This is a genomic window from Brevibacillus parabrevis, assembly GCF_022701015.1.
Lineage (GTDB): Bacteria > Bacillota > Bacilli > Brevibacillales > Brevibacillaceae > Brevibacillus > Brevibacillus parabrevis.
Genome location: NZ_CP064090.1, coordinates 705,703 through 725,000, shown reverse-complemented (window position 1 = coordinate 725,000; position 19,298 = coordinate 705,703). Strand labels below are relative to the sequence as shown.

27 protein-coding genes (1 of these 27 running past the window's edge) are annotated in these 19,298 nt (G+C 47.6%); all 27 read left to right on the top strand.

The window, feature by feature from the left end:
* Positions 1 to 152: the 3' portion of a Flp pilus assembly protein CpaB gene (gene cpaB, locus IRJ17_RS03535; RefSeq protein WP_122966761.1), read on the top strand. It extends 577 nt beyond the left edge of the window; only the last 152 of its 729 coding nucleotides appear in the window; its start codon lies off the left edge, out of view; its stop codon occupies positions 150 to 152.
* Complete coding sequence (locus IRJ17_RS03530) at positions 149 to 1,564, top strand: CpaE/TadZ family protein (protein WP_242773272.1); 1,416 nt, start codon at positions 149 to 151, stop codon at positions 1,562 to 1,564. The genes cpaB and IRJ17_RS03530 overlap by 4 nt, the downstream gene beginning before the upstream one ends.
* A 9-nt stretch (positions 1,565 to 1,573) precedes the next feature.
* The gene (locus IRJ17_RS03525; RefSeq protein WP_173598170.1) at positions 1,574 to 3,067 is read left to right on the top strand and encodes a TadA family conjugal transfer-associated ATPase; all 1,494 of its coding nucleotides are present in this window, start codon (positions 1,574 to 1,576) and stop codon (positions 3,065 to 3,067) included.
* Positions 3,068 to 3,079: 12 nt separating this feature from the next.
* Positions 3,080 to 3,979 carry a type II secretion system F family protein gene (locus IRJ17_RS03520; RefSeq protein WP_242773270.1) on the top strand — a complete coding sequence of 300 codons (900 nt, stop codon included), beginning with the start codon at positions 3,080 to 3,082 and terminating at the stop codon, positions 3,977 to 3,979.
* Between the two features lie 273 nt (positions 3,980 to 4,252).
* Entirely contained in the window at positions 4,253 to 4,894 is a 642-nt protein-coding gene (locus tag IRJ17_RS03515; protein WP_242773262.1) for a type II secretion system F family protein, read from the top strand.
* Between the two features lie 67 nt (positions 4,895 to 4,961).
* On the top strand, positions 4,962 to 5,138 hold the full coding sequence (locus tag IRJ17_RS03510; protein WP_063227516.1) for a Flp family type IVb pilin: 177 nt from the start codon (positions 4,962 to 4,964) through the stop codon (positions 5,136 to 5,138).
* A complete protein-coding gene (locus tag IRJ17_RS03505) occupies positions 5,135 to 5,629 on the top strand; it encodes an A24 family peptidase (protein ID WP_242773259.1) in 495 nt (164 codons plus the stop codon). The genes IRJ17_RS03510 and IRJ17_RS03505 overlap by 4 nt, the downstream gene beginning before the upstream one ends.
* Complete coding sequence (locus tag IRJ17_RS03500; protein WP_217023420.1) at positions 5,629 to 6,048, top strand: TadE/TadG family type IV pilus assembly protein; 420 nt, start codon at positions 5,629 to 5,631, stop codon at positions 6,046 to 6,048. Before IRJ17_RS03505 ends, IRJ17_RS03500 begins: the two co-directional genes overlap by 1 nt.
* Before the next feature lie 53 nt (positions 6,049 to 6,101).
* On the top strand, positions 6,102 to 6,554 hold the full coding sequence (locus tag IRJ17_RS03495; RefSeq protein WP_242773256.1) for a hypothetical protein: 453 nt from the start codon (positions 6,102 to 6,104) through the stop codon (positions 6,552 to 6,554).
* A 96-nt stretch (positions 6,555 to 6,650) separates the two neighbouring features.
* Positions 6,651 to 7,268, top strand: coding sequence for a DUF4046 domain-containing protein (locus IRJ17_RS03490; protein ID WP_122966753.1), 618 nt, complete (start codon positions 6,651 to 6,653; stop codon positions 7,266 to 7,268).
* A 108-nt stretch (positions 7,269 to 7,376) separates the two neighbouring features.
* Positions 7,377 to 7,655 (top strand): hypothetical protein, encoded by a 279-nt coding sequence (locus tag IRJ17_RS03485; protein ID WP_122966752.1) that lies wholly within the window; start codon positions 7,377 to 7,379, stop codon positions 7,653 to 7,655.
* Positions 7,656 to 7,812: 157 nt separating this feature from the next.
* Positions 7,813 to 8,574 carry a hypothetical protein gene (locus IRJ17_RS03480; RefSeq protein WP_233454195.1) on the top strand — a complete coding sequence of 254 codons (762 nt, stop codon included), beginning with the start codon at positions 7,813 to 7,815 and terminating at the stop codon, positions 8,572 to 8,574.
* Between the two features lie 2 nt (positions 8,575 to 8,576).
* A complete protein-coding gene (locus IRJ17_RS03475) occupies positions 8,577 to 9,449 on the top strand; it encodes a CpaE/TadZ family protein (RefSeq protein ID WP_242773253.1) in 873 nt (290 codons plus the stop codon).
* The gene (locus tag IRJ17_RS03470) at positions 9,446 to 10,234 is read left to right on the top strand and encodes an SAF domain-containing protein (protein ID WP_217023423.1); all 789 of its coding nucleotides are present in this window, start codon (positions 9,446 to 9,448) and stop codon (positions 10,232 to 10,234) included. Before IRJ17_RS03475 ends, IRJ17_RS03470 begins: the two co-directional genes overlap by 4 nt.
* Complete coding sequence (locus tag IRJ17_RS03465) at positions 10,231 to 11,349, top strand: CpaE/TadZ family protein (RefSeq protein WP_242773250.1); 1,119 nt, start codon at positions 10,231 to 10,233, stop codon at positions 11,347 to 11,349. Before IRJ17_RS03470 ends, IRJ17_RS03465 begins: the two co-directional genes overlap by 4 nt.
* Complete coding sequence (locus tag IRJ17_RS03460; protein WP_242773247.1) at positions 11,349 to 12,698, top strand: ATPase, T2SS/T4P/T4SS family; 1,350 nt, start codon at positions 11,349 to 11,351, stop codon at positions 12,696 to 12,698. The genes IRJ17_RS03465 and IRJ17_RS03460 overlap by 1 nt, the downstream gene beginning before the upstream one ends.
* Positions 12,695 to 13,594, top strand: coding sequence for a hypothetical protein (locus IRJ17_RS03455; protein ID WP_122966747.1), 900 nt, complete (start codon positions 12,695 to 12,697; stop codon positions 13,592 to 13,594). Before IRJ17_RS03460 ends, IRJ17_RS03455 begins: the two co-directional genes overlap by 4 nt.
* Positions 13,594 to 14,433, top strand: coding sequence for a hypothetical protein (locus IRJ17_RS03450; protein ID WP_122966746.1), 840 nt, complete (start codon positions 13,594 to 13,596; stop codon positions 14,431 to 14,433). Before IRJ17_RS03455 ends, IRJ17_RS03450 begins: the two co-directional genes overlap by 1 nt.
* Positions 14,434 to 14,448: 15 nt before the next feature.
* Positions 14,449 to 14,595: a hypothetical protein gene (locus IRJ17_RS03445; protein ID WP_167470396.1), complete on the top strand. Its 147-nt coding sequence runs from the start codon at positions 14,449 to 14,451 to the stop codon at positions 14,593 to 14,595.
* Positions 14,596 to 14,632: 37 nt separating this feature from the next.
* Positions 14,633 to 14,833 carry a hypothetical protein gene (locus IRJ17_RS03440; protein WP_005831465.1) on the top strand — a complete coding sequence of 67 codons (201 nt, stop codon included), beginning with the start codon at positions 14,633 to 14,635 and terminating at the stop codon, positions 14,831 to 14,833.
* Between the two features lie 251 nt (positions 14,834 to 15,084).
* Entirely contained in the window at positions 15,085 to 15,408 is a 324-nt protein-coding gene (locus IRJ17_RS03435; RefSeq protein WP_242775204.1) for a hypothetical protein, read from the top strand.
* A gap of 4 nt (positions 15,409 to 15,412) precedes the next feature.
* Positions 15,413 to 15,565: a hypothetical protein gene (locus tag IRJ17_RS03430; RefSeq protein WP_167470395.1), complete on the top strand. Its 153-nt coding sequence runs from the start codon at positions 15,413 to 15,415 to the stop codon at positions 15,563 to 15,565.
* Positions 15,565 to 15,981, top strand: coding sequence for a hypothetical protein (locus IRJ17_RS03425; protein WP_242773244.1), 417 nt, complete (start codon positions 15,565 to 15,567; stop codon positions 15,979 to 15,981). The genes IRJ17_RS03430 and IRJ17_RS03425 overlap by 1 nt, the downstream gene beginning before the upstream one ends.
* Positions 15,982 to 16,158: 177 nt before the next feature.
* The gene (locus tag IRJ17_RS03420; RefSeq protein WP_242773242.1) at positions 16,159 to 16,671 is read left to right on the top strand and encodes a hypothetical protein; all 513 of its coding nucleotides are present in this window, start codon (positions 16,159 to 16,161) and stop codon (positions 16,669 to 16,671) included.
* A gap of 232 nt (positions 16,672 to 16,903) precedes the next feature.
* Entirely contained in the window at positions 16,904 to 17,245 is a 342-nt protein-coding gene (locus IRJ17_RS03415) for a DUF3870 domain-containing protein (RefSeq protein ID WP_063227500.1), read from the top strand.
* 199 nt (positions 17,246 to 17,444) lie between these two features.
* The gene (locus tag IRJ17_RS03410; protein WP_063227499.1) at positions 17,445 to 18,383 is read left to right on the top strand and encodes an ABC transporter permease; all 939 of its coding nucleotides are present in this window, start codon (positions 17,445 to 17,447) and stop codon (positions 18,381 to 18,383) included.
* A 26-nt stretch (positions 18,384 to 18,409) separates the two neighbouring features.
* Positions 18,410 to 19,297 (top strand): ABC transporter permease, encoded by an 888-nt coding sequence (locus tag IRJ17_RS03405; RefSeq protein WP_370641100.1) that lies wholly within the window; start codon positions 18,410 to 18,412, stop codon positions 19,295 to 19,297.
* Position 19,298: the final 1 nt, after the last annotated feature.

Below are 19,298 nucleotides of genomic sequence, written 5' to 3'. Positions count from 1 at the left end.
TATTAACACACGCATTGCATTACGGCAAGATCAGGTTGGGACTGGCTGGAATCATGGACGATCAGCAGTCAGGAATAGGAGATGCAGGATTTGCAGCTGAGCTCATGCGAACAAAAAAACGATGGGCGTTGGAAAAGGGGGAACGTGAGTGAAAAGACGATTGCTGATTGTAGACGATGATCGCGAAGCAACTCGCTCTTTAATCAGTCAGCTTGCGTGCAGTCATCTGATCGAAGTATGCGGCGAAGCGTCCAGCGCAGAGGAAGCATGGGCAAAACTTCACGCGACCCGGCCAGAGCTTGTTCTACTGGGCGGAATCAAAGATACGGAAAGAGGCATATTGAGCCAACAGTTTCGTCTCGCCTTCCCGCATTTGTCTTTTATCGCGGCGTGCACAGCAAGTGAGCTGATGTGGGAACCGTTTTTTCGCAATCTCGGTATTTGGGTGATTGCAAAACCGATACAACTGGGACAAGTAGAAGCTCTAGCGATGATGGCTCAGGGCCAGATCGCAGCAACTGCCGATTCCAGGCAGCCACAACTGCAACACAATATTTTATCAGAGCATCACGATAACGTACGCGATCTGCCTGACTCCGAGCGAAACTGGAAAGGATTGGCAGGATCCGAGCAAAATCCTCGCGTAAAGCCGAAGCATCTTATTACCGTGTACGGCCCAAAAGGTGGAGTGGGAAAAACGTTTATTTCCCGCGAATTGGCTATCTTCTTTTCCACACAAAAAAGGGAAGGTCAACCTTTGAAAGTGTTGGCAGTTGATTTCAATCTCGACCTAGGGACATTTGCGACCACACTAAACCTCCCACGAACACCGAACTTGTATACGTGGGTACAAGACCTTGACCGCCAGCTTCATGCTTACGCAGAGAGCAAAGGGCTCGACACATATTCAATCAAACCAGAAGAATGGCAAGAACTTGCCTCATCATTGCCGCTATTACCACAACAGATTGAACGGTATACCGTCGTTCATTCGGAGTCTGGCCTTGATGTGCTCACTTCCCCCAGAGATATACGCTACAGCTTTGAAATCCGCGACTATCATTTGTATCTCATTTTGGAGACACTCAAGCGCAGCAACTACGATGTCATCTTGATTGATACCGCTCCTGATACGACTGATGCTACCATTCAGGCGCTGTTTTTTGCCGAGCATGTCGTGATGGTGGGAAATCCGGTGGTAGACTCTATTGAAAATATTCAGCGCTTGTTAAAACTTCTCAGAGAAGCAGAGTATCCCGAAGAGCGCATTCAAGTGTGCATGAATCGTCTCCAGCGAAAAGAAATGTTTACGTTGGAGGAAATCAGAGCTTACTTTCAGCTTCACCCAAGCAAAAAAATCTTTTCGATCCCTGACGACAGCGAAGTCAAAAAGTCCATTAACACAGGAGTGCCAGTCATGCTGCAAACAGGGCGAAGTGCAGCCAGGAATGCGATTGAAACGTTGGGGAAAGCATTGTTTCCAGTTGATGAAGTAGCCAAAACACCTGCTGCAAAAGAGAAAAAGAATGAAAAAGCGTCACTTTTTCGCTGGCTGTGGGGATAGGAGGGCGAAATGTTCGATAAACGACAGTTGCTTGGCATATCCAATCACGTACAAAAAAGCCAAGAGTCGCGGCCGATGGGGCGTGATCATTCCAGTTCATCCGCTGCCTTTTTTGAAAAGCAATTAGAAAGTCCAGCTTCCCTAGAACGTTCACAAGAGCGTTGGATTGGCAGCGAGGCAGAGACATTTATTCGTACTCAAATCGTGGAGAAACACGGCAGGCGTCTATGGGAGGACAAACATTCGTCTACCTTCAAAGAAGAGCTGACAGCTGACATCAGAATGCTGTTAGAGTCGCAAATGCCGCTGTCGTCCATTCAGTTGGAGACGGAGGTCAAACGCTTGCTGCATTCCTTGACGGGGTGGGGAGCACTTGATGAACTATTAGAGGACCAAGATATTACGGAGATTATGTTCCATCGCCATAATTACCTGGTAGTTGAGCGGAAAAGTACGGGACGACTGGAAAAAAACGATGCAATCCTGTTTCGAAGCGAAGAAGAAATGCTGCACTTGCTGGAGCAAATGGCTGCGACAATGGGGCGCGAGTTCAATGAAACAAAAGCAGAGCTGCATACACAGCTTCCTGACGGCTCGCGGGTGGCTGCCACGCACCGATCGATTACGCCGGATGGACACACGCTGACCATTCGCAAACATCGCGAGTTGCTGAGCGAAAGCGACTATTTGCGGTACGGATCGATTTGTGAGCCGATGCTGTTGTTTTTGCAAAGAGCTGTCGGCCTGTCCAGAGCATCCGGGATTGTCAGCGGCGGAACCGGCTCAGGCAAAACGCATATGTTGAACCTTATTTCTCAGTACGTTCCTGCTCATTTAAGCATCATCACGATCGAGGATGTTTTGGAGATGAGACTCCAGCATCCGTTTGTGAGAAGGTTGCTGGCAAAGCCGGCTAACTATGAAGGAAAAGGAGGATTCTCTATCAAGGATTGCGTTCGTTTGTCATTGCGCAAACGGCCGGACGTCATTATGGTAGGCGAGACGCGTGGCGGAGAAATTGTCGACATGCTATGGGCGATGAACACCGATCACCCGGGAAGCTGGAGCACAGCTCATGCAAATTCACCACGTGCCTTGGTTGATTCTACATTGCCGATTTTGTTTGGCAAGGCTGATGAAGTGTACAGTGCCCAAGAACGCAATCTGATGATTGGCTCGGCACTGGACTTGATCGTTCAGGTAAAGCGGTTTGACGAAGATGGGAGTCGCAAAGTGGTTGCGATAACAGAAGTTGTCGGAACAGGCCAATCCCATGAAGAGTGGATCAAAAAGGCCTGCAACGTAAAACAGGTTTTGCCGGACAGAGTGTATTTGCAAGATATTTTTGTATTCGAGCCGATGGGTGTACATGACGGAAAAGTCAAAGGACACTTCAAATGGACAGGTTATCGGCCGGAACGGATGATCAAGCGGTGGCTGGAAAAGGGGATGTCACGCGAAGAGATCGAGCAGGTATTTTTTACAACGCCAATATCCGTCTAGGAGGGACTGACGTTGGGAGACATCAGCCTGCCTGTCGCTACGGGAATCGGTGTAGCGATATTGTTGCTCGTGATTCCGCCGAAGCTTTACACGCGGGGAAGATCGGGCAAGCATGCGATTGTGGGCGTACTTCAGCAAGACAGAAAAACGGTATGGAATCGCTTAGAGGAGCGCCTGGCGAAATCACACTCGGGTTTGGGAGTGAACCAGTATGTGACCCTGTGCTTTTTCTTCGGGGCCGTGTCTTTTGTTTTTAGCAGCCAAATCTTGCAATCATGGTGGCTGGCCGCGCCTGCGTTGTTTGCTGGTATTTTGTTTACAGAGCGAGTGGTTAGTGTTTGGGGAGCAAAGCGTCGAGACAAATTTGAGGCGGGGAATATAAAAGCCATTCGCTTGATGGCAAGCTCATTGCGGACGTCGCCGTCGTATTTGCACGCTTTCGAGCAGGTGGCCGCAAGTCCTTTTTTGGAAGGGAGCATCACAACAGAGTACAAGAGAATTGTGGAGCTGCTTCGCGCACAGGTGCCGCTTGAGCATGTCATGAATGACTTTTCCCAGCGAACAGGCTCGGCTGATGTCAACTATTTGGCTACTATCGTACAAATTCAGCGAGAAATGGGTGGAGACATGGCGAAGACACTTGATTTGGCGGCTTCGGCCATCTTGCGCCGCAGACAGTCATTTCGTCGGCAAAAAGCAGCCATGGCGCAAATTGTAGCGCAAGTGAACCTTTTGAGTGTAATGCCCTTTGTCTTTCTCGTGGCACTTTTCGCAAACAATCCGCATCATTTTGATTCGCTGACAGCGACACTTGGCGGCCGTTTGCTCATGTGGGTGTGCCTGGCGAGTATTTTGTTGGGGGGAGAAGCCATTCGCTACATCGCGCACAAAAGCATACACAGAGGGGGATGAAGAAGTGTGTTTCTGATTGGGCTATTGCTTGGATTGGCAGTGTTCCTCTACGGACTCCCTGCTTGCCTAAGCAAGGGAGACTCCTTTTTTTTCACCTTGTTCAGTCGAATTGAAATTGAGCAACAGGCGGAGCTTGATCAAGCTTTTGAACGGCGACAAGCTCGCTGGGCTTTGGTACGCATGCTAGAGCGAAACGTCCCGCTTTTGCATCGATTATGCAGCTGGGCAGGCATACAGCCTGTAAAAACGGAAGAAATCTTATTGAGGCTCCACATGCAAATGAGTTTGGCGGAGTTGGTAATCATGAGGCTGATCGGCGTATGCCTGGTCGCCTCTTCGCTTTTCAGCCTGCTATTGAAGCTGGCAGGAGGAGAGATGCTCGGAGTAAAAACGGGGTATCCATTGATCATCAGCCTGGGACTTTATTTGCTGCCTACATTGGCTCTTGATTGGGCGGATAAACGGGCCAAAGCCGAAATACGCGAGCAAGTGCCGATCTTTTTTGGCATTGTCCAATCGTTGGTTGAGGCAGGCATGCCATTGCAAAGCGCGGTAAAACAGACAGCACGTCGTTTCAATGCCAGGCTTGGCAAGGAGCTTTCCTGGCTTGAGGTCGCAGAAAAGCGGCACGGATCGTGGAGAAAGGCGTTGGAAGAGCTGGCGTTTCGCTGGGAGGTCGATTCCTTGAGTACGATCGCTTTGGAGATGAACGAAGCAATAAGCAAAGGAGTCAGCATCTCGCACATGTTGTCTGTGCAAATTGAAGAACAGGTAAGGCAGCAGGAAGATGAGGCTGCCGCTCGCATGAATCGCTTGAATGTTCGCCTTCTCCCGCTTGTGATTGTGTTCATGGGCGTTCCTTTGCTATTTCTGGTAATCGGCCCGGCGCTTATGGGCATCGGAGAGCGTTTGTAAATATTTTTGCACCCCTGCACTGTCTTTTGGCAAAGTGAAAATACGATCTGAAAAAGGAGGGAAAGAGATGTCATTTGTCTCTGACTATTTGCGGCGCTTTTGGCGCGAGGAAGACGGTGTAACGATTGTGGAAATGGTCATCATCGTGGCGGTAATTCTCATCTTGATCATCCCGACGCTGGCTTCATTGGGGGAAGCGGAGGACGCCAAACTGAAGGAACTGCAAGAAAAGATCAGCAAATGATCCATGTGATTTTAACAGGTTTGCTGGTTACGTCGGCTTGGTATGACTGGAAGTATCGAAGGATTCCTAATGCAGTCACGTTATCGGCAGTTGTGCTGGGGCTATGCTACCAGTGGCACATCGGCTCGCTATGGACAGCAACGATGGGCGTACTGGGAGCATTCGTGTTGACGGTTTTCCCTGTTGCTGCAAAAGGCATGGGGATGGGCGATCAAAAGCTGTTGATGGCTGTGGGTGCATGGACAAGCTGGATGGATGTGTACACGCTTTTTCTGCAATCGATGGGTATATGTCTGTTGAGTGTTTTATTTTTCCCGCGCAGTTGGTCCCGTCTTGCAAGGAACCTCCATGTGATGGCAGCGGGATGGAAGGCGCATCGGCAGCTCTGGCTTCCTGAAGTGGGGAGTTCAGGATTTTCGTTCCCGTATGCAGTGTTTTTGTTGTGCGCATTTTTGCTCCGCCAAGCCATGCGTATGCTGGGAGAAAGCTGATGAGAAACAAGTGCAAACAATGGTTGTGCGACGAACAAGGCAGTCAGTTGATTGAGTTTGTCTTGATCTTCCCTTTGGTTTGGTTATTGATCGTTTTTTCTTTCGATCAATTCACGATTTTGTACAATCGGCAAAAGGCTTTGGCAGCCGCGTACGAAGCAGGAAGAATCGCAGCCGTGCAACCGAATTTCGGCTTGGCCAAATACCACGCCAGAGAACGGGGAGCAGCCGAGCTTGATCAAGGGATGGAGGTTGCGGACAAAGAGGTTGTGCTTGAACTGGATGAAGGCGGCTGGAAAAAAGGGAACCATTTCAAATCAGAGGCGAAAATTACTTTTCGTCTGCTTGCTACCGGAGCTTTGTATGAGTTGTCCGAAAGCTATCACATGATGATAGAAAACGCGGAGGACAAAAAATGAACGGCTTGTGGCGGCGCATTGTGACAATCACAAGAGAAGAGAACGGAGCGACAATGATCACGATGCTCTTTTTTCTTTTTTGCTTGGGCGGTTTGTTGGCTCTGCTGTTGCTTTCGGAGCAGGCTGACTATCTGGAAATGAAAGTTCAACATACTGCTGATCTGATAACAAAAGGAGCACGAGCAGCAGGGATGTGGGAGTACGCCAATTCTGACGGCGCACCAGAAAAAAGATTATATGCAACCACAGAGGAAGCCGAACAGGAAAATGCCAGGGTAATAAGGGGCGCGCGTGAAGAGGCAGCTATTTTATGGAGAATGAACCAATCAGCATTGGCAAGCAGAGCAGAAGAGATTTCAGTCGTTCATCAAAAGGGAGAGCGCTCCCACATGTACCGCCAAGGCATTTACCACCTGAAAATGGAGGTAGGCAAGAGGATTCCTGCGTTTTGGGAGCAGCTCGATGTAAAAATAGAACGAGTGTCGCAGTCGGGAGTGTATGACTAAAGGCGCATTGCATGCGACGTACCTGTTATTTTTGTCCCAATCACCCGTGGTAATTTAGGAGTATATTCCAAAAATGGGGATTGGAGTGAGGGGACAGTGCCGTCAAAAATCGTCGATCGGTACAAACGCATTCTTAACGGAGAGCAGAAACGTTTTTCCCCGTATGAATTTGAAGATGCGCAGTACCGCAAGCAGAAGGTCCAGTTAATCGTCCGTTACGCCATAGAAAATGTGAAGAAATGGACGCCAGAACAAGCTAGACGTGAGTTGAGCCTGGAAGATATCAAACAATTGAAGCTGCATTTGATACGAGAGTATATTGAGCCGCCGATCGAAGCCAAAGCGGAGGATGTGTATTACTTCGTGGAATTTGCCTATCCTTACTTGCCGCGGCTAACCGAAAAGCAACGTGCGCTTTGGGTCTATCAGGAGGTGCTGTCAGGTATCCGGCGTCATTTTCCCCCGGCGTATTTTCAAAGCGTGAAAGGCGAGGAGCGGGCCAAGATATGCGTCGATTACATGTGCCAGCATCTGTTGCAGCTTTCAGATTTGCGTGAACTCCCCAGGTTGTTTAGCAAGACAGAGCGGGCTTATTCGCTCTTGAAGCAATACAAATTAAAAATTCTCGTCGATACCTTGTACTTTTCTCCGTTTGATATGGTGACAGAGATGTATCCCGAGCTAAGTCATCCCTCCTACTGGGAAGAAGAGTAAAAATATTTGCAAACGCCCTCTGTCTTTTTTTACCGTAGAGATAGTTTCATTGGCTTATAAGCACATGAAACGGCCGTACTCTACAGGTGAGAGAAGGAGGCGTTGCGCATGGCAACAGTAGAGGCTCACCACAAGTGCTCTGCATCCGTAGAGCAGCTTCTGGGGCGACAGGTACGCTATCAGAAGCACAAGCCCGGCAGGCATCTTTCACTGGAAAGACTCTCGCTGGGAAGTTTCCGAATCGAGACGGTACATCGATTTGGGGACAGAGTTGTACTCAATGACGGGCTGATTGTGATGGAGAATGCTCCGGCCGTCATGGAGCGAGGAGGTAGAATCGCACTTCTTTTCGCTACAGGTGAAGAGCTTTATCTGAACGCAGAATAGTGCGGGATATCGCCTTGCACGGTTGCGTGCAGGGCGATCCAAATATTCACAATACTGTTACAAAATGTGACAAAAAAGATTTGACGAGTGACGAGAGATATTACAAAATGTCTATTATTATAATAATTTGTAAAAAAATAGGGGGTAATTTAACGTGATGGCAAAGAGTGCAATCGAATTGGTCAACCGCTGCTATCAGGAGACAAACGGACTGAGTTTGGTGTCATTGGAAGAACTGAAAGAAGCTTTTATTAAGTATGTCTTTGGGGACTATCAGGAAGAGTTTACGGTTCACTACGATCTCGAAGAGTTTTATGAGCATTTGAATCAACTGCAATTGACCAACTGCCGCAGAGACTTTGATAAGGCGGTAGAGGAATGGTATATCGTCGAATACGGTAGCGGTTATAGCAACGCTAACTATCACGACATTTTGTTCACCTTGGTAAAAGAAGCGGTGGTTCAGTATCAATCACAAAATCGGACAGCACTCATTCGGGACGTAACCAAGCTTTTGACCATGCCAAGCGGATTTGTCGTCAGATGGAGGAGCGGGTTGCTGAAGGAGCGCTCATTGTCTCACTACTTTAAATACTTGATGAAGCTTGGGGTTCGAACTCAAGAAGACATCGAGACATTGGTAGATATGTGGCTGCTAGAATATCCGAATGCCTTTGACAAAAAACAGCAGGAGTTGTTTGCCAATCCTCCACGCAGAGGCAGGCCCAATAACGTAGAATTGGCACTGCTTATCGAGCTGGCTGCCAAAGTTAAGCCGGAAATGACTCAGCAAGAACGTGAGCGTTTGCGAAAAATTTACTACTACCATCGCAAGTCACTCACTGTCAGGGAAATGGTAGAGAAATTCGAGAAATACATCAGGGGAAAAAATAAATCAAACGATTCCCAGGTGGGATAGTCATGTTTCACCAAGTGAGCCGTTTCGTCTCCAAGTTCCGTGATTTGGAACAGCAGGATTTTACGAATACGACTGAGGAAGAACGGCAATGGAGGCTGCTCAAAGAAAAACTGACTTTACCCGATGTACCAGAACCATTAGAGACGGTCACTCGGAAATGTATTGCGGTAACAAGTTTATATCCGCAGGCAGGCGCCAGTTTTATCGCTGGCAACGTCGCTTACGCCTGGGCCGCAAAAGGAATACCCGTTACACTCTGCGAACTGCCCAACCATACTTCTTACTTTTACTTCGCTCTTGATTACGAACGCAGGGTTCGATCATTCAAGAATTTATCTCCGACATCATTGATCCTTATGCAAAATAATCAACTTCGCATCCAGATCGAAATTCCTTCTCATGTTCATCCAGAATCTTCTCAAATCGATATAGCCAGTTGGATACTCCGACTGAACAAAGAAAGCTCGATTGTTTTCATAGATGTATCTTCTAATTGGAATAAAAACGAGGCAAAACAGATTTTTGAGCTGGCCGATGAAATTTGGGTTGTTTTAGACGCGGATATTGCTCGTCTCACTCGGTTATTTCTGATCGAATCAGCTCCCGGCTGGTGGCTATCTGGAAAAAACAAAGTGAAAATCATCGCCAACAAATGGAACGCTCAACTCGCCCTTACCACTGTGTTGAAAAAAGTAGAGGGTACTCTGTCCCTCTGGGGTACAAGTTCTTCGCAAGTAGACTATCAAGTTCCGCTCATTGATCAGGAAAAGGCCGCTGCGGCACATGTAAAAGCCAATTTTTTACTAGAGCTTTTCCCGGAGGAGGAAAGTGAGTTTCAATCCCTGATGCATGTTCATAAAGGAAGGATGCTATGAAAAAGCAAACCATGATTGTGATATGCCTGATTTCATTACTCCTGGCAGGCTCGTCATTTTATGCAGCGACACAGTATATTGACGCGCTGGCGACAGAAAAACTGTTTGCGCCAGTTGTTAAAGTAGCTGCGGGAAAAGAAATTTCCCCTTTTGAGCCGATTACGGAGAATGATGTGGTGCTCGTACAAGAAGAAGTCGATGAAATTTTACCTGAATCTGCGCGTGCGTTGAGTGATGTGATTGGGAAAAAGAGCACGCAAACCATTTATCAAGGTGAACAATTGCTAACGAACAAATTGACTGATTCACAGCTTTTGCCCGGGAAAGGTGAAGCCCGTTATGAGTTTCCGTTGCTTTCTATCCAACCTCTTACAGAACTGCGTAAGGGGGACCGTGTGAAAATCTGGGTCAAATACAAGAATTTCGCCGAATTACAGGATTACCCTGAACCGGCCCAATTCAAAAAGACCAATGATACTGCAGACCTCCTTTTCGAAAGCCAATTAGCCAGCGTGAGGGATAGCAATGGTTCCGAAATCTATACTTTGAAGCCAAACTTGCTTCCCTCTCCGGATCAGATGGACGCCGTATTTCATGGAGCGGGGAAAAAGACTCAGCCTGCCAATGAAAAAAGATACTACGACTATCGCGTACAGCCTACATCACTGCCTGCCTTTCTAGGATTTAATTTGACGGATCAAGAGTACGTGATTCTGAATGAAGCAATGACATACGGCATGCTTCAGGTTGGACATATTATGGTTTCAAAGGAGCAAGCATCATGAAAATATTGGTTTGTTATCCAATGAAGTCGTTAGCCAAAACGTACATGCCAACATCAAGTGAGTTATTGGTGGCTGAATCAGCAGAGGAATTTCCTCGCCTCGCTCGTCTTTATCAGCCAGATGCAACAGTGGTTTTTTCCGAAATGTTTACGAGTCCATCCTGGGAATGGCTTCTATCCGTGAGAACCATGCTTCCTGCCGATTCCCCGCTAATCATCGTTCCGTTGTACCGGGATGAAGCAATCATTGCTAAAGTCTCGGAGGAGCTTGGACTTGAAAGGGTGTATCTCCTTTCTGCTCAGCTTTCACAGGAAGAGATTCGGGATAATATCAGCATGATTTTAGGTTTTATGAATGAAAGGCAGAAAAATGAGGATCAGGCAAGGTCAGGGCAAGTATTCGCTTTAATGAGTTTTGGGGCTTCTGGGATCACTACGTTTTGCATCAATTATCCGATTTTGCTAGCCAGACAAAACCCGACGAAAAGCATTGCTGTTCTGGACATGAATACCGAGAAGCCGGACTTAACCCGCTTTTTCAAGCTTCAACAGCATCAGCTGTCTTTGTTTCGACCAGACTTGATGGATCTGCAAACAGCGAAAAGGCGCAACTGGCGCACGGCTTGCAAGCAAAGCGTTCATTTGCCCAACTTGTACTACGCTCATGCCGCCAGCAGATGGAGGAGTGCTGAGGTAAGCAACATGATTGCGGCGTTTCGTGTGCAATTCGACTACGTTTATGTCGATTGGGGCTATTGCTTTCCAGAGTCGGAAGCCATGCAGCGGCTGCTTTATACGGCTGATCGGAATCTGTTATTTGTACGCGCAGACCCTTTCAGTATTGAGAACGCAAAAGAGTGGCTGAAACAATGGAGAGAAAAAGGAGTGCATTGCGAGGTGTTGTTGAGTCATCAAGAGCCTGGTCAGCCATTTCGAATCGGGGAGGATATCCCGGTCTACGGCGTAGTTCCTCACATATCTTCAAGCAGGCTGATGCAATCCCAGCGGAGCCGCAGCGTGCTCATTGAAGAGCTGTTTCCTCCGAAATCGTACGTAAGCAGCCTCAAAGAACTGGCAAAGGCTGACCACATTGAAAAAAGTGCGGTGTACAACTGATGAGCGCGATCGAATTAAACAGGGGGACGCAGAGTCTGCACAGCATAGAGGATATTAAGCAAGCAGCCCGGGATTACTTAAATCATTTTGGCAAAACTCGTGAAGAGAAGCTGGAAATGCAACATATTCTTTCTCTGGCCGAACAAGGAGATCGTGATAGCCATAACCATATTATTTTACGATTGCAGCATTATTTTGAAGAAGTAGTCAAACGGCCGATTGTTGAAGAAATTGTGCCGCATGTCAATGGATACGAAGGTCTTGTATTTGCAACTTACGGCTGGGGAATCTTGGATGCCGTTCTGCATCTGTCGCCGTGGGTAGAAGAGGTGCGAATATCTGCCAATCGAAAAGTCGCATATCTGGAGCAAGGGGTCAAAAAATTCCTTTCCTACACACCTACCTGGAAAGAAGTTGAGATGCTCCAACAAAAATTGACGAATGCCGCAGGGCTGTCATTTAACGAGAAAAAACCTCGTTTAAGCGGGTATCTCCAAGCTTTGCAAGCACGCCTGACCATGTTTACTTTTCCTTACTCCAGAGTGCCTACCATTCTTGTAAGACGCTTTACAACTCCTTCCTTCTCACTTGAGCAGCTACGCTTGCAGTCTCAACCCACCTTTGATGAACCTGTGCAATGGCTGCTCGAACAGCAAGTACGGGGGAGGGCAAACGTTCTCGTTATTGGTCCGATGGCTGCTGGAAAAACGACCTTGATGATGTGCATGTTGAAGCTGAAAGATCCGTCTACAGAGTACATCACTATTTTCGAAAGTGAGCATGAGATGCGGTTCGCTGATATATGGCCAGGAGAAGTAATTGAACTGCAAAACGTCGAGGAGATCGGCATTGATTTGGGTAGCTGCTTTAAAGACATGTATCGGTCCACAGCCAACACGATTTTAATTGGAGAAATACGAGAGCCGATAGAAGCCTACCACTTTGTTAATGCGGGAATTAGGGGCACAGATGCGACGATTGCAGCGATGCATGAACGTTTTCCTCATAAAGCTTTGCATGACTTGACTGACCTAGTGTATCAATACGGTGGTCGCAGTATCGAGTTGACGCAAGAGCGGATTAGCAGAGCCGTTAATTTTGTAAATTCACTTACCTACCGGAATAACGGTCATCGCTTCATTGATGCTATTCACGCCACTGATTGGAACGACACTTTCAATCGTGTAGAATCAATCCCTTTGGTCAGCCGCAATGTACATACGGGTGTCTACGAATGGACAGGAAGACAACTGAACCCTCATTTGGTCGAGTACATGTGCTGCGTAGGAAAAGCGGATTTGGGAGTATTGAAGGAACTACGTCTGACAGATATGGGCAGGATGCTATGACATATTTGCTGCTTGTGCCGATGGTCGTCTGCCTGTTTGTTGGATTTATGTTTATGGGCAACTATTTTTATCACACTTGGACTACTCCCCGGGTTTTATTCCCGCGTACGGTTGCAGTCTGGAGAGAAAAATTTATGCAACACGCAACCAGGCGGTTGTTGTATGAGCGGTATGACCGCTGGTGTCAAATCGGTGGGGGAACGCCAGAGGCTCATCTTGTACTTTCCTTGATTGGCAGTGTTGCAGGCTTTATGTCGGGTATTTTGTTGGGCAATCTGATTGTCTCTTTATCTTTGTTTCTCTTGTTTCTGTTGATGCCTACGCTGTTGCTGTACGCTCGCTATACAGTGCGAATCAATAAGAAAATAAAATCCTTTTGCCGATTTGTCGAGCTTTTTGCCCGCTATTACAACAGCCGTAAAAATATTGTTCTGACATTCCGGGAGATGATCGAAGAATGCCCCAAAGAACTGTTGCCGGAGTTACTCCTGCTGAATAACAATCTCGCAGATGGGGGCGATCCCATCTTGGCGATAGAACGTTTTGCACAAAGACTGAGTCATCCGTGGGCATTTGATTTTGCTATGTATATATCCAGTGGATTAGAAGGAGAGACAGAGGATATACAAATTCCGCTCAATCGATTGACGAATGAAATGTTCGTTCAACAGGACGAGAAGCACGAGCGGGACAGTGAAATTTACTCCATATGGATTAGTTTGATCATCGTTATTGCCATTTGTATCTGCCTGATTCCATACAACCAAAGCTTGCTGAAAGATTCGTACAGGCTCTATTTTTACACGCTTGATGGACAATCTATTTTAGCGCTTGCGGTAACAGTTTGGTCGTTCTCGATCCTGCTAGCATTCATATGGGGGAGGCGATACCGATAATGCAGCTGCTTGTCATGTACACATGGTTGGGGTCAGGCTCCATTTTTATGTTCCTTGCAGCGTTTTTCGTTGGAAAGTATTTGGTGCAAGGCACAAAACCAGCGCTATTCATCTCTGCAAAGTGGTGGCGAAGGTGGGAGAGTACGGTAGCGTCCAAGGAAGACGATGACTGGGAGCAACTGTTGAATCGCGCGGGCAGGCCATTTGGCTGGGGAAAAGCAGAGTGGTTGTTTGCACAATTAGTATGCGGGAGCGCTGTCTGCATGATGGTGCTTGTATGGGTCATTGTCTGCCGCGTAGAGTCATTCCCCTTTTTATCGATTTGTATTGCTTCAGGTTGTGGCTACTTGTTCCCATATCTGGCGTTGAAAATGTGGGCGGGGAATCGCGAGGATATGCTGAGTACCGATATTGCACGATTCATCAACCGTTATGTGACGTTGCTGGAGAATCAGGTGCCTATCTACAATGCCATGGTGAAAGCCGCAAGACCTACCCGGAAGTTGAAAGAGTATATACCGACATTGTCCGAGTGGAATAAAGACCCTGATGAAGCGCTGGAAAACTTCAAACGCCGATTAGGGGTCGACGATGGAATTATACTCGTCTCAAGCATGCGCACTATTGAGCAACTAAGCGCCGGACAAGTCAGTGTGACGATGCAGCGAATGGAGTGGGCTGTTGATCAGCGCAGAATGTTTCGCCATCGCAAAAAAATCAAATCGCTCGGTATCGGCTACAGTGTTATCGTCTATCCGGCTTTTTACATGGGGCTGTTAGTCGCGATGTTTCCCTGGTACAAGCTGCTTACGGAAATTTTAAGCAAGTATTTGCTCTAGAGGGAGGCTAAATGTTTGACCAAGCTGCTGTCCATTATCATGTGCATCGTATTCACTTTGGGAATCATTGTGTCGAGCCTCTCGCAGATTAATTCAGCGGTCGTTCAAGACGGCGGATTGCGCGATCGAGCTGTCCAGTGGATCGATAAAGCGATACCTTGATCATTTCATTTCTAGAAGAGAAAAGGAGAGTGCAATTATGTCAAAAATGTTTTTTATCTTTCTTGCATGCGTGATGGTTTTGGGGATTGGCGTCAGCTCTTACGGAAACGAATTGTCGCCCGCTGCCAATGATTCTGCCGAAAGCATCAACCGTTCCATTACCTCGCTTAATTACGACACGCGAAATGAAAACATCAACTTCAAGATGCAAAACGGCACGGCATATACGTCCAACTGATGCTGCATCATCATGTCTTTCTCGTCATTATTGTCATGGTAGGGAGTCTGTGCGCGTTCATCTGGAATCTGCATCCAGAAGAGCAGCTACATGAGACACAACAGGAAAGGGTGTATCGAGCTACGACGTTTATCTTTCATTAAAAGAAAACGGTCGCCTCGGAAGAGATGGTCAAAACTAAAGTATTTCTCGTATGTATGATAACGCTGCTTTTCGTGATTTCCGGCGTGGGAGCGTATCATTTGTACGCAATGGAGAGAGCCATTGCGCGCAGTATTTATGCAGATGTGCTTGACGATATGCAGGATATCGGCTACCTCAATCAAGCGTTGGCCGACTATTATACCAATAAAATGGCCGGACTTGGCTGGGACGTTTCTACCGATGTGTTTGCGGGCAGTTGGCCGCGAGGGGAAGGAGAGCGGGCACGCAAAGAGAGAAAAGAGTCTGTCACACTCGCTATGAAAGTTACTCCGTCAAACGTGGCAAAGTGGTTGAATGCATTTGTAGAAGGAGATACAGCTTTTTCGTTTACAGGAAGCCGTCTCTCCGAATATTTTGACCCGGGGTGGTAGTCGCATGAACAAAATGATCAGTATGTTGGTGTTGCTTGTTCTCGTCTTGCCTTTGACGGTTGGAGTGCTTTTTACAGGGCCAGGCAATATCATGTCTGCTTGCCAACAGTTTTTCGGTGACTTGCTTGTGCAAGTGACGAGGTTTGGTGCGACCTGATGGGACAGTTTGTTGCGGTTATTCTCAATATCATGCTGCTGTTGCTGGTGACGATTGGGTTGTTGCAGACTCATGTTGTCGTGCAGACGGAAAATGAATTGATGGAAGTCAGTGCTGCGGCGGTGAAGTACATTAGCAATCATGGAGGAAGCAATGAAGGAGCGCTTCAGGAAGAAGTGCGATCGATTATATCACGGGAGCTTGTGGAAAAGCGGTTCTCCTTGTCGGAACAGGAGATGTCTGTTCGTGTCACGCGCACTCATTCGGCCGATCCTGTCTTATGGAGCCATGCAGACGAGTTTTCTCTGGTCTTGACCATTCCATATCCTGGTTTTACGTCATGGATTCCCGGGCCTGCCGATACTTTACAGGTCACGCGTCAAGGGACGATTAACGTCATGGACTACGATTTGTAACGGGCTAGGGCACGTAGTCCAAGTGATAATCATCCACACAAAAAAAGCTAAAGAAGTTAATGAAAAAAGAAAATAACAACGTAGGAGGATAATTGTACGGGCATCAATCTTTTATCTATATCAGCAATCCTGCTTTTTTTGCTGATGGGTACGTATGTTGTCGATGCGGATTTGGCCATGCAGAAAAAAACAGAGATCAAAATGCTTTTGGAGTTGGCGAATCACCACGCAACGTTTGCCGTTGACCCGGTACTCAAGACAGAGGGTGTAATCGATCTCGTAGCAGAAGAGGCAATGCAGCGGTTTGATCGCAGGATGAGCGAAAATGGCGGTTATGCGCGGCAGCAAAAAACATATGTTCCAGGGGAGCAAAGCGTGACGAACGCTCCGATTCATTTTGTGCGTCATTACGTTGATTTTCGTAACTGGCGGCAGGACTTGCATCTGTTGCTGCAATACAACGGAGAAAGCCTCGTGCCAGTGAGTGCAACTCCCGGGGCTGTCCGGCAGGGTGGCGGGCAACTGCTGATCACGGTCGTGACCGAACGCGGAGATCGTTTGCAAATGGCTCCGAAAACGATGATTGGACCGTCGCATATCATGGTGGCTTATGTGGATGAAAAGCCATTCTTGCCAATGCTTCCAGGTCATGCTTTTCCCGTCGTTTCTGTGGAAGAAGTGAAGTTTTAGCAAAATTAAAGTTTTATTAAACCTGAAAAATAACCCCATCTTTTCAGTCTGCGTGCATTATACGAACATATCCACCAAACAAACGAAAGATTAGTCAGACTTATTTACAAATTGCGAATTTGTCTGGTACTATGTAAGAAAGTGCTTAGCCAGCTTGCGATTGTAAGGAGGTAGCACTCCAAACGTCCCGCATGGCCGGCCCGTTAAGCATAGTAAAAGCGGGGTTTTCCACTTGTTTGATAAGGATACCATTTATATCGTAGGTGACGCGCAATCTTCGTCCAACAATCCGATTACGCAGCAGTTCAGCGCCTTCTTTATTGGGCTTGTCGTTGACACTACCAACGACAAAATCGTAGATGCGGCTTGTTCGTCTACGGTGCAGCTGACGTCTGATTTTGCCCGATCCATTTTTATCGGTCATTCCATCTTTGCGTCGGAGGCGATTGGGGAAGAAATTCGCTATCGATATTTTGGATCTTCGCAAAAGACATTGATTGCTGCCTTCAAGGATGCACAGAAGAAGTACAAACAGGCTGTTTCCACGAGAAGTAAAGCAGAAGTCACCAAGTGAATTGAATACACACAAGCTGCTTTATTTATTCGTATGCACGGCATACACGTAAGTAAAACCCAGCAAATGCCATGATAATCGCGCATTTGCTGGGTTTTTTGCTTATACGGAAAGGAAAGACATTTTCCAACCGGGATGCGAACGACAGCTTTTTGCCCATCAACCTTTTTGCCGGATTTTGATTAAAGGAGGAGATTCCTTGCTATCTTTTGTCTTCCGCAGATTCATCTCCATGATCGTTACGTTGTGGCTCATTATTACCGTTACTTTTTTTCTGATGCATGCTGTGCCCGGATCTCCTTTTGAAAAAGAGGGAAAAGCGCTGAACGAGACCGTGGCGCAAAATCTCAACGCTTACTACAACCTGGATAAGCCGCTCTTTGTCCAATACGGTCTGTATTTGCAAAAGCTGGTGCAATTTGATTTGGGGCCATCTACTGCGAACAGTGCGGATACCGTCAACAAAATGATTGCTCGCGGTTTTCCGGTTTCGTTTCAACTCGGACTGATTGCTGTTCTCTTTGCGATTATTTCAGGAGTAGGGCTGGGCGTGATTGCCGCATTGCGCCACAACCGTTTGATCGATTACGCAGCGATGATCATTGCGGTTCTCGGGATATCCATACCGAGCTTCGTAGTTGCGCCTTTGCTGATCAAGTATTTGGCGGTGGAGTGGAAGCTTCTCCCGACAGCGACCTGGGGCAGCTGGCAGCACGTAGTTATGCCGGCACTGGCGCTGGCGTTTGGCCCGATTGCGATTATTGCCCGCCTGACGCGTACGAACATGCTGGAGGTATTGACGCAGGAGTATATCGAGACGGCCAAAGCAAAAGGATTAAAGCCTGCGACAATCGTGATCAAGCATGCATTGCGCAACGCCATTTTGCCTGTCGTCACCTTGCTGGGGGCGCTGATCGCCAATGTTTTGACGGGGAGCTTTGTCATTGAAAAAATCTTTGCCATTCCCGGCATGGGCAAGTATTTCGTGGCGGGCATCATCAACCGCGACTATTCCGTGATCATGGGAACTACTGTGTTCTACAGCGCCCTCTTGATTTTCTTGATGTTCGTCGTCGATGTTTTGTACGGCATTATTGATCCGCGAATCAAGCTGCATCGAAAGGAGAGCGAAGGATGATCGTTTCTGACGACTTGTTTATTCCAATGCGCAAAGACAACCTCAATTCGGAAGCGATTGTGCGACCTCAACTGACATTTTGGCAGGGAGCCTGGCAGAGACTGAAAGGGAACAAGCTTGCGTTGATGGGACTCGTCATCATTATTGTTCTCGGGGTTATGGCAACGATCGGTCCGATGATTTCAGGACATGAATACTCCAAGCAATCAATAATCATGAAAAATAAAGCGCCGTCTGGGACGTACTGGTTTGGTACGGACGATTTCGGGCGCGATGTGTTCACCCGCGTATGGTACGGGGCGCGCATTTCCTTGTTCGTTGGTTTCATGGCAGCACTGATCGACTTTTTTATCGGTGTCTTGTATGGCGGTATCGCTGGGTATATGGGAGGCCGGGTCGATAACATCATGATGCGCTTCGTCGATATCCTGTATGGATTGCCCTATTTGTTGGTCGTTATTTTGCTGATGGTCGTTATGGGACCTGGGCTTGGCACGATTATCATCGCTTTGAGCGCGACTGGCTGGATTGGGATGGCCCGTACCGTGCGCGGTCAGGTGCTTCAGATGAAAAACTCGGAGTACGTGCTGGCGGCAAAAACGATGGGAGCGAAGCCTTTTTACATCATTCGCAAACACCTTTTGCCGAATACAATAGGCATCATTATTGTCTATGTCACTTTGTCTGTTCCATCCGCGATCTTTGGGGAAGCGTTCCTCAGCTTTCTCGGCTTGGGCGTGCAGGCTCCGATGGCGAGTTGGGGCGTGATGGCCAATGACGGACTCTCGACGATTTTGTCAGGGCATTGGTGGAGGCTCTTTTTCCCGGCTTTCTTCATTTCATTGACGATGCTTGCGTTCAACGTGCTCGGTGATGGATTGCGCGATGCGTTCGATCCTAAGGCAAGGAGGTAGA

Excerpts from the sequence above, each read along its gene's own strand:
- IRJ17_RS03475 (WP_242773253.1), top strand. The coding sequence starts at position 8,577 with ATGTTTCACCAAGTGAGCCGTTTCGTCTCCAAGTTCCGTGATTTGGAA.
- IRJ17_RS03470 (WP_217023423.1), top strand. The coding sequence starts at position 9,446 with ATGAAAAAGCAAACCATGATTGTGATATGCCTGATTTCATTACTCCTG.
- IRJ17_RS03455 (WP_122966747.1), top strand. The coding sequence starts at position 12,695 with ATGACATATTTGCTGCTTGTGCCGATGGTCGTCTGCCTGTTTGTTGGA.
- IRJ17_RS03525 (WP_173598170.1), top strand. The coding sequence starts at position 1,574 with ATGTTCGATAAACGACAGTTGCTTGGCATATCCAATCACGTACAAAAA.
- IRJ17_RS03495 (WP_242773256.1), top strand. The coding sequence starts at position 6,102 with ATGATCACGATGCTCTTTTTTCTTTTTTGCTTGGGCGGTTTGTTGGCT.
- IRJ17_RS03480 (WP_233454195.1), top strand. The coding sequence starts at position 7,813 with ATGGCAAAGAGTGCAATCGAATTGGTCAACCGCTGCTATCAGGAGACA.
- IRJ17_RS03440 (WP_005831465.1), top strand. The coding sequence starts at position 14,633 with ATGTCAAAAATGTTTTTTATCTTTCTTGCATGCGTGATGGTTTTGGGG.
- IRJ17_RS03405 (WP_370641100.1), top strand. The coding sequence starts at position 18,410 with ATGCGCAAAGACAACCTCAATTCGGAAGCGATTGTGCGACCTCAACTG.
- IRJ17_RS03510 (WP_063227516.1), top strand. The coding sequence starts at position 4,962 with ATGTCATTTGTCTCTGACTATTTGCGGCGCTTTTGGCGCGAGGAAGAC.
- IRJ17_RS03505 (WP_242773259.1), top strand. The coding sequence starts at position 5,135 with ATGATCCATGTGATTTTAACAGGTTTGCTGGTTACGTCGGCTTGGTAT.
- IRJ17_RS03450 (WP_122966746.1), top strand. The coding sequence starts at position 13,594 with ATGCAGCTGCTTGTCATGTACACATGGTTGGGGTCAGGCTCCATTTTT.
- IRJ17_RS03500 (WP_217023420.1), top strand. The coding sequence starts at position 5,629 with ATGAGAAACAAGTGCAAACAATGGTTGTGCGACGAACAAGGCAGTCAG.
- IRJ17_RS03460 (WP_242773247.1), top strand. The coding sequence starts at position 11,349 with ATGAGCGCGATCGAATTAAACAGGGGGACGCAGAGTCTGCACAGCATA.
- IRJ17_RS03485 (WP_122966752.1), top strand. The coding sequence starts at position 7,377 with ATGGCAACAGTAGAGGCTCACCACAAGTGCTCTGCATCCGTAGAGCAG.
- IRJ17_RS03515 (WP_242773262.1), top strand. The coding sequence starts at position 4,253 with ATGCAAATGAGTTTGGCGGAGTTGGTAATCATGAGGCTGATCGGCGTA.
- IRJ17_RS03435 (WP_242775204.1), top strand. The coding sequence starts at position 15,085 with ATGGAGAGAGCCATTGCGCGCAGTATTTATGCAGATGTGCTTGACGAT.
- IRJ17_RS03430 (WP_167470395.1), top strand. The coding sequence starts at position 15,413 with ATGAACAAAATGATCAGTATGTTGGTGTTGCTTGTTCTCGTCTTGCCT.
- IRJ17_RS03420 (WP_242773242.1), top strand. The coding sequence starts at position 16,159 with ATGCAGAAAAAAACAGAGATCAAAATGCTTTTGGAGTTGGCGAATCAC.
- IRJ17_RS03425 (WP_242773244.1), top strand. The coding sequence starts at position 15,565 with ATGGGACAGTTTGTTGCGGTTATTCTCAATATCATGCTGCTGTTGCTG.
- IRJ17_RS03465 (WP_242773250.1), top strand. The coding sequence starts at position 10,231 with ATGAAAATATTGGTTTGTTATCCAATGAAGTCGTTAGCCAAAACGTAC.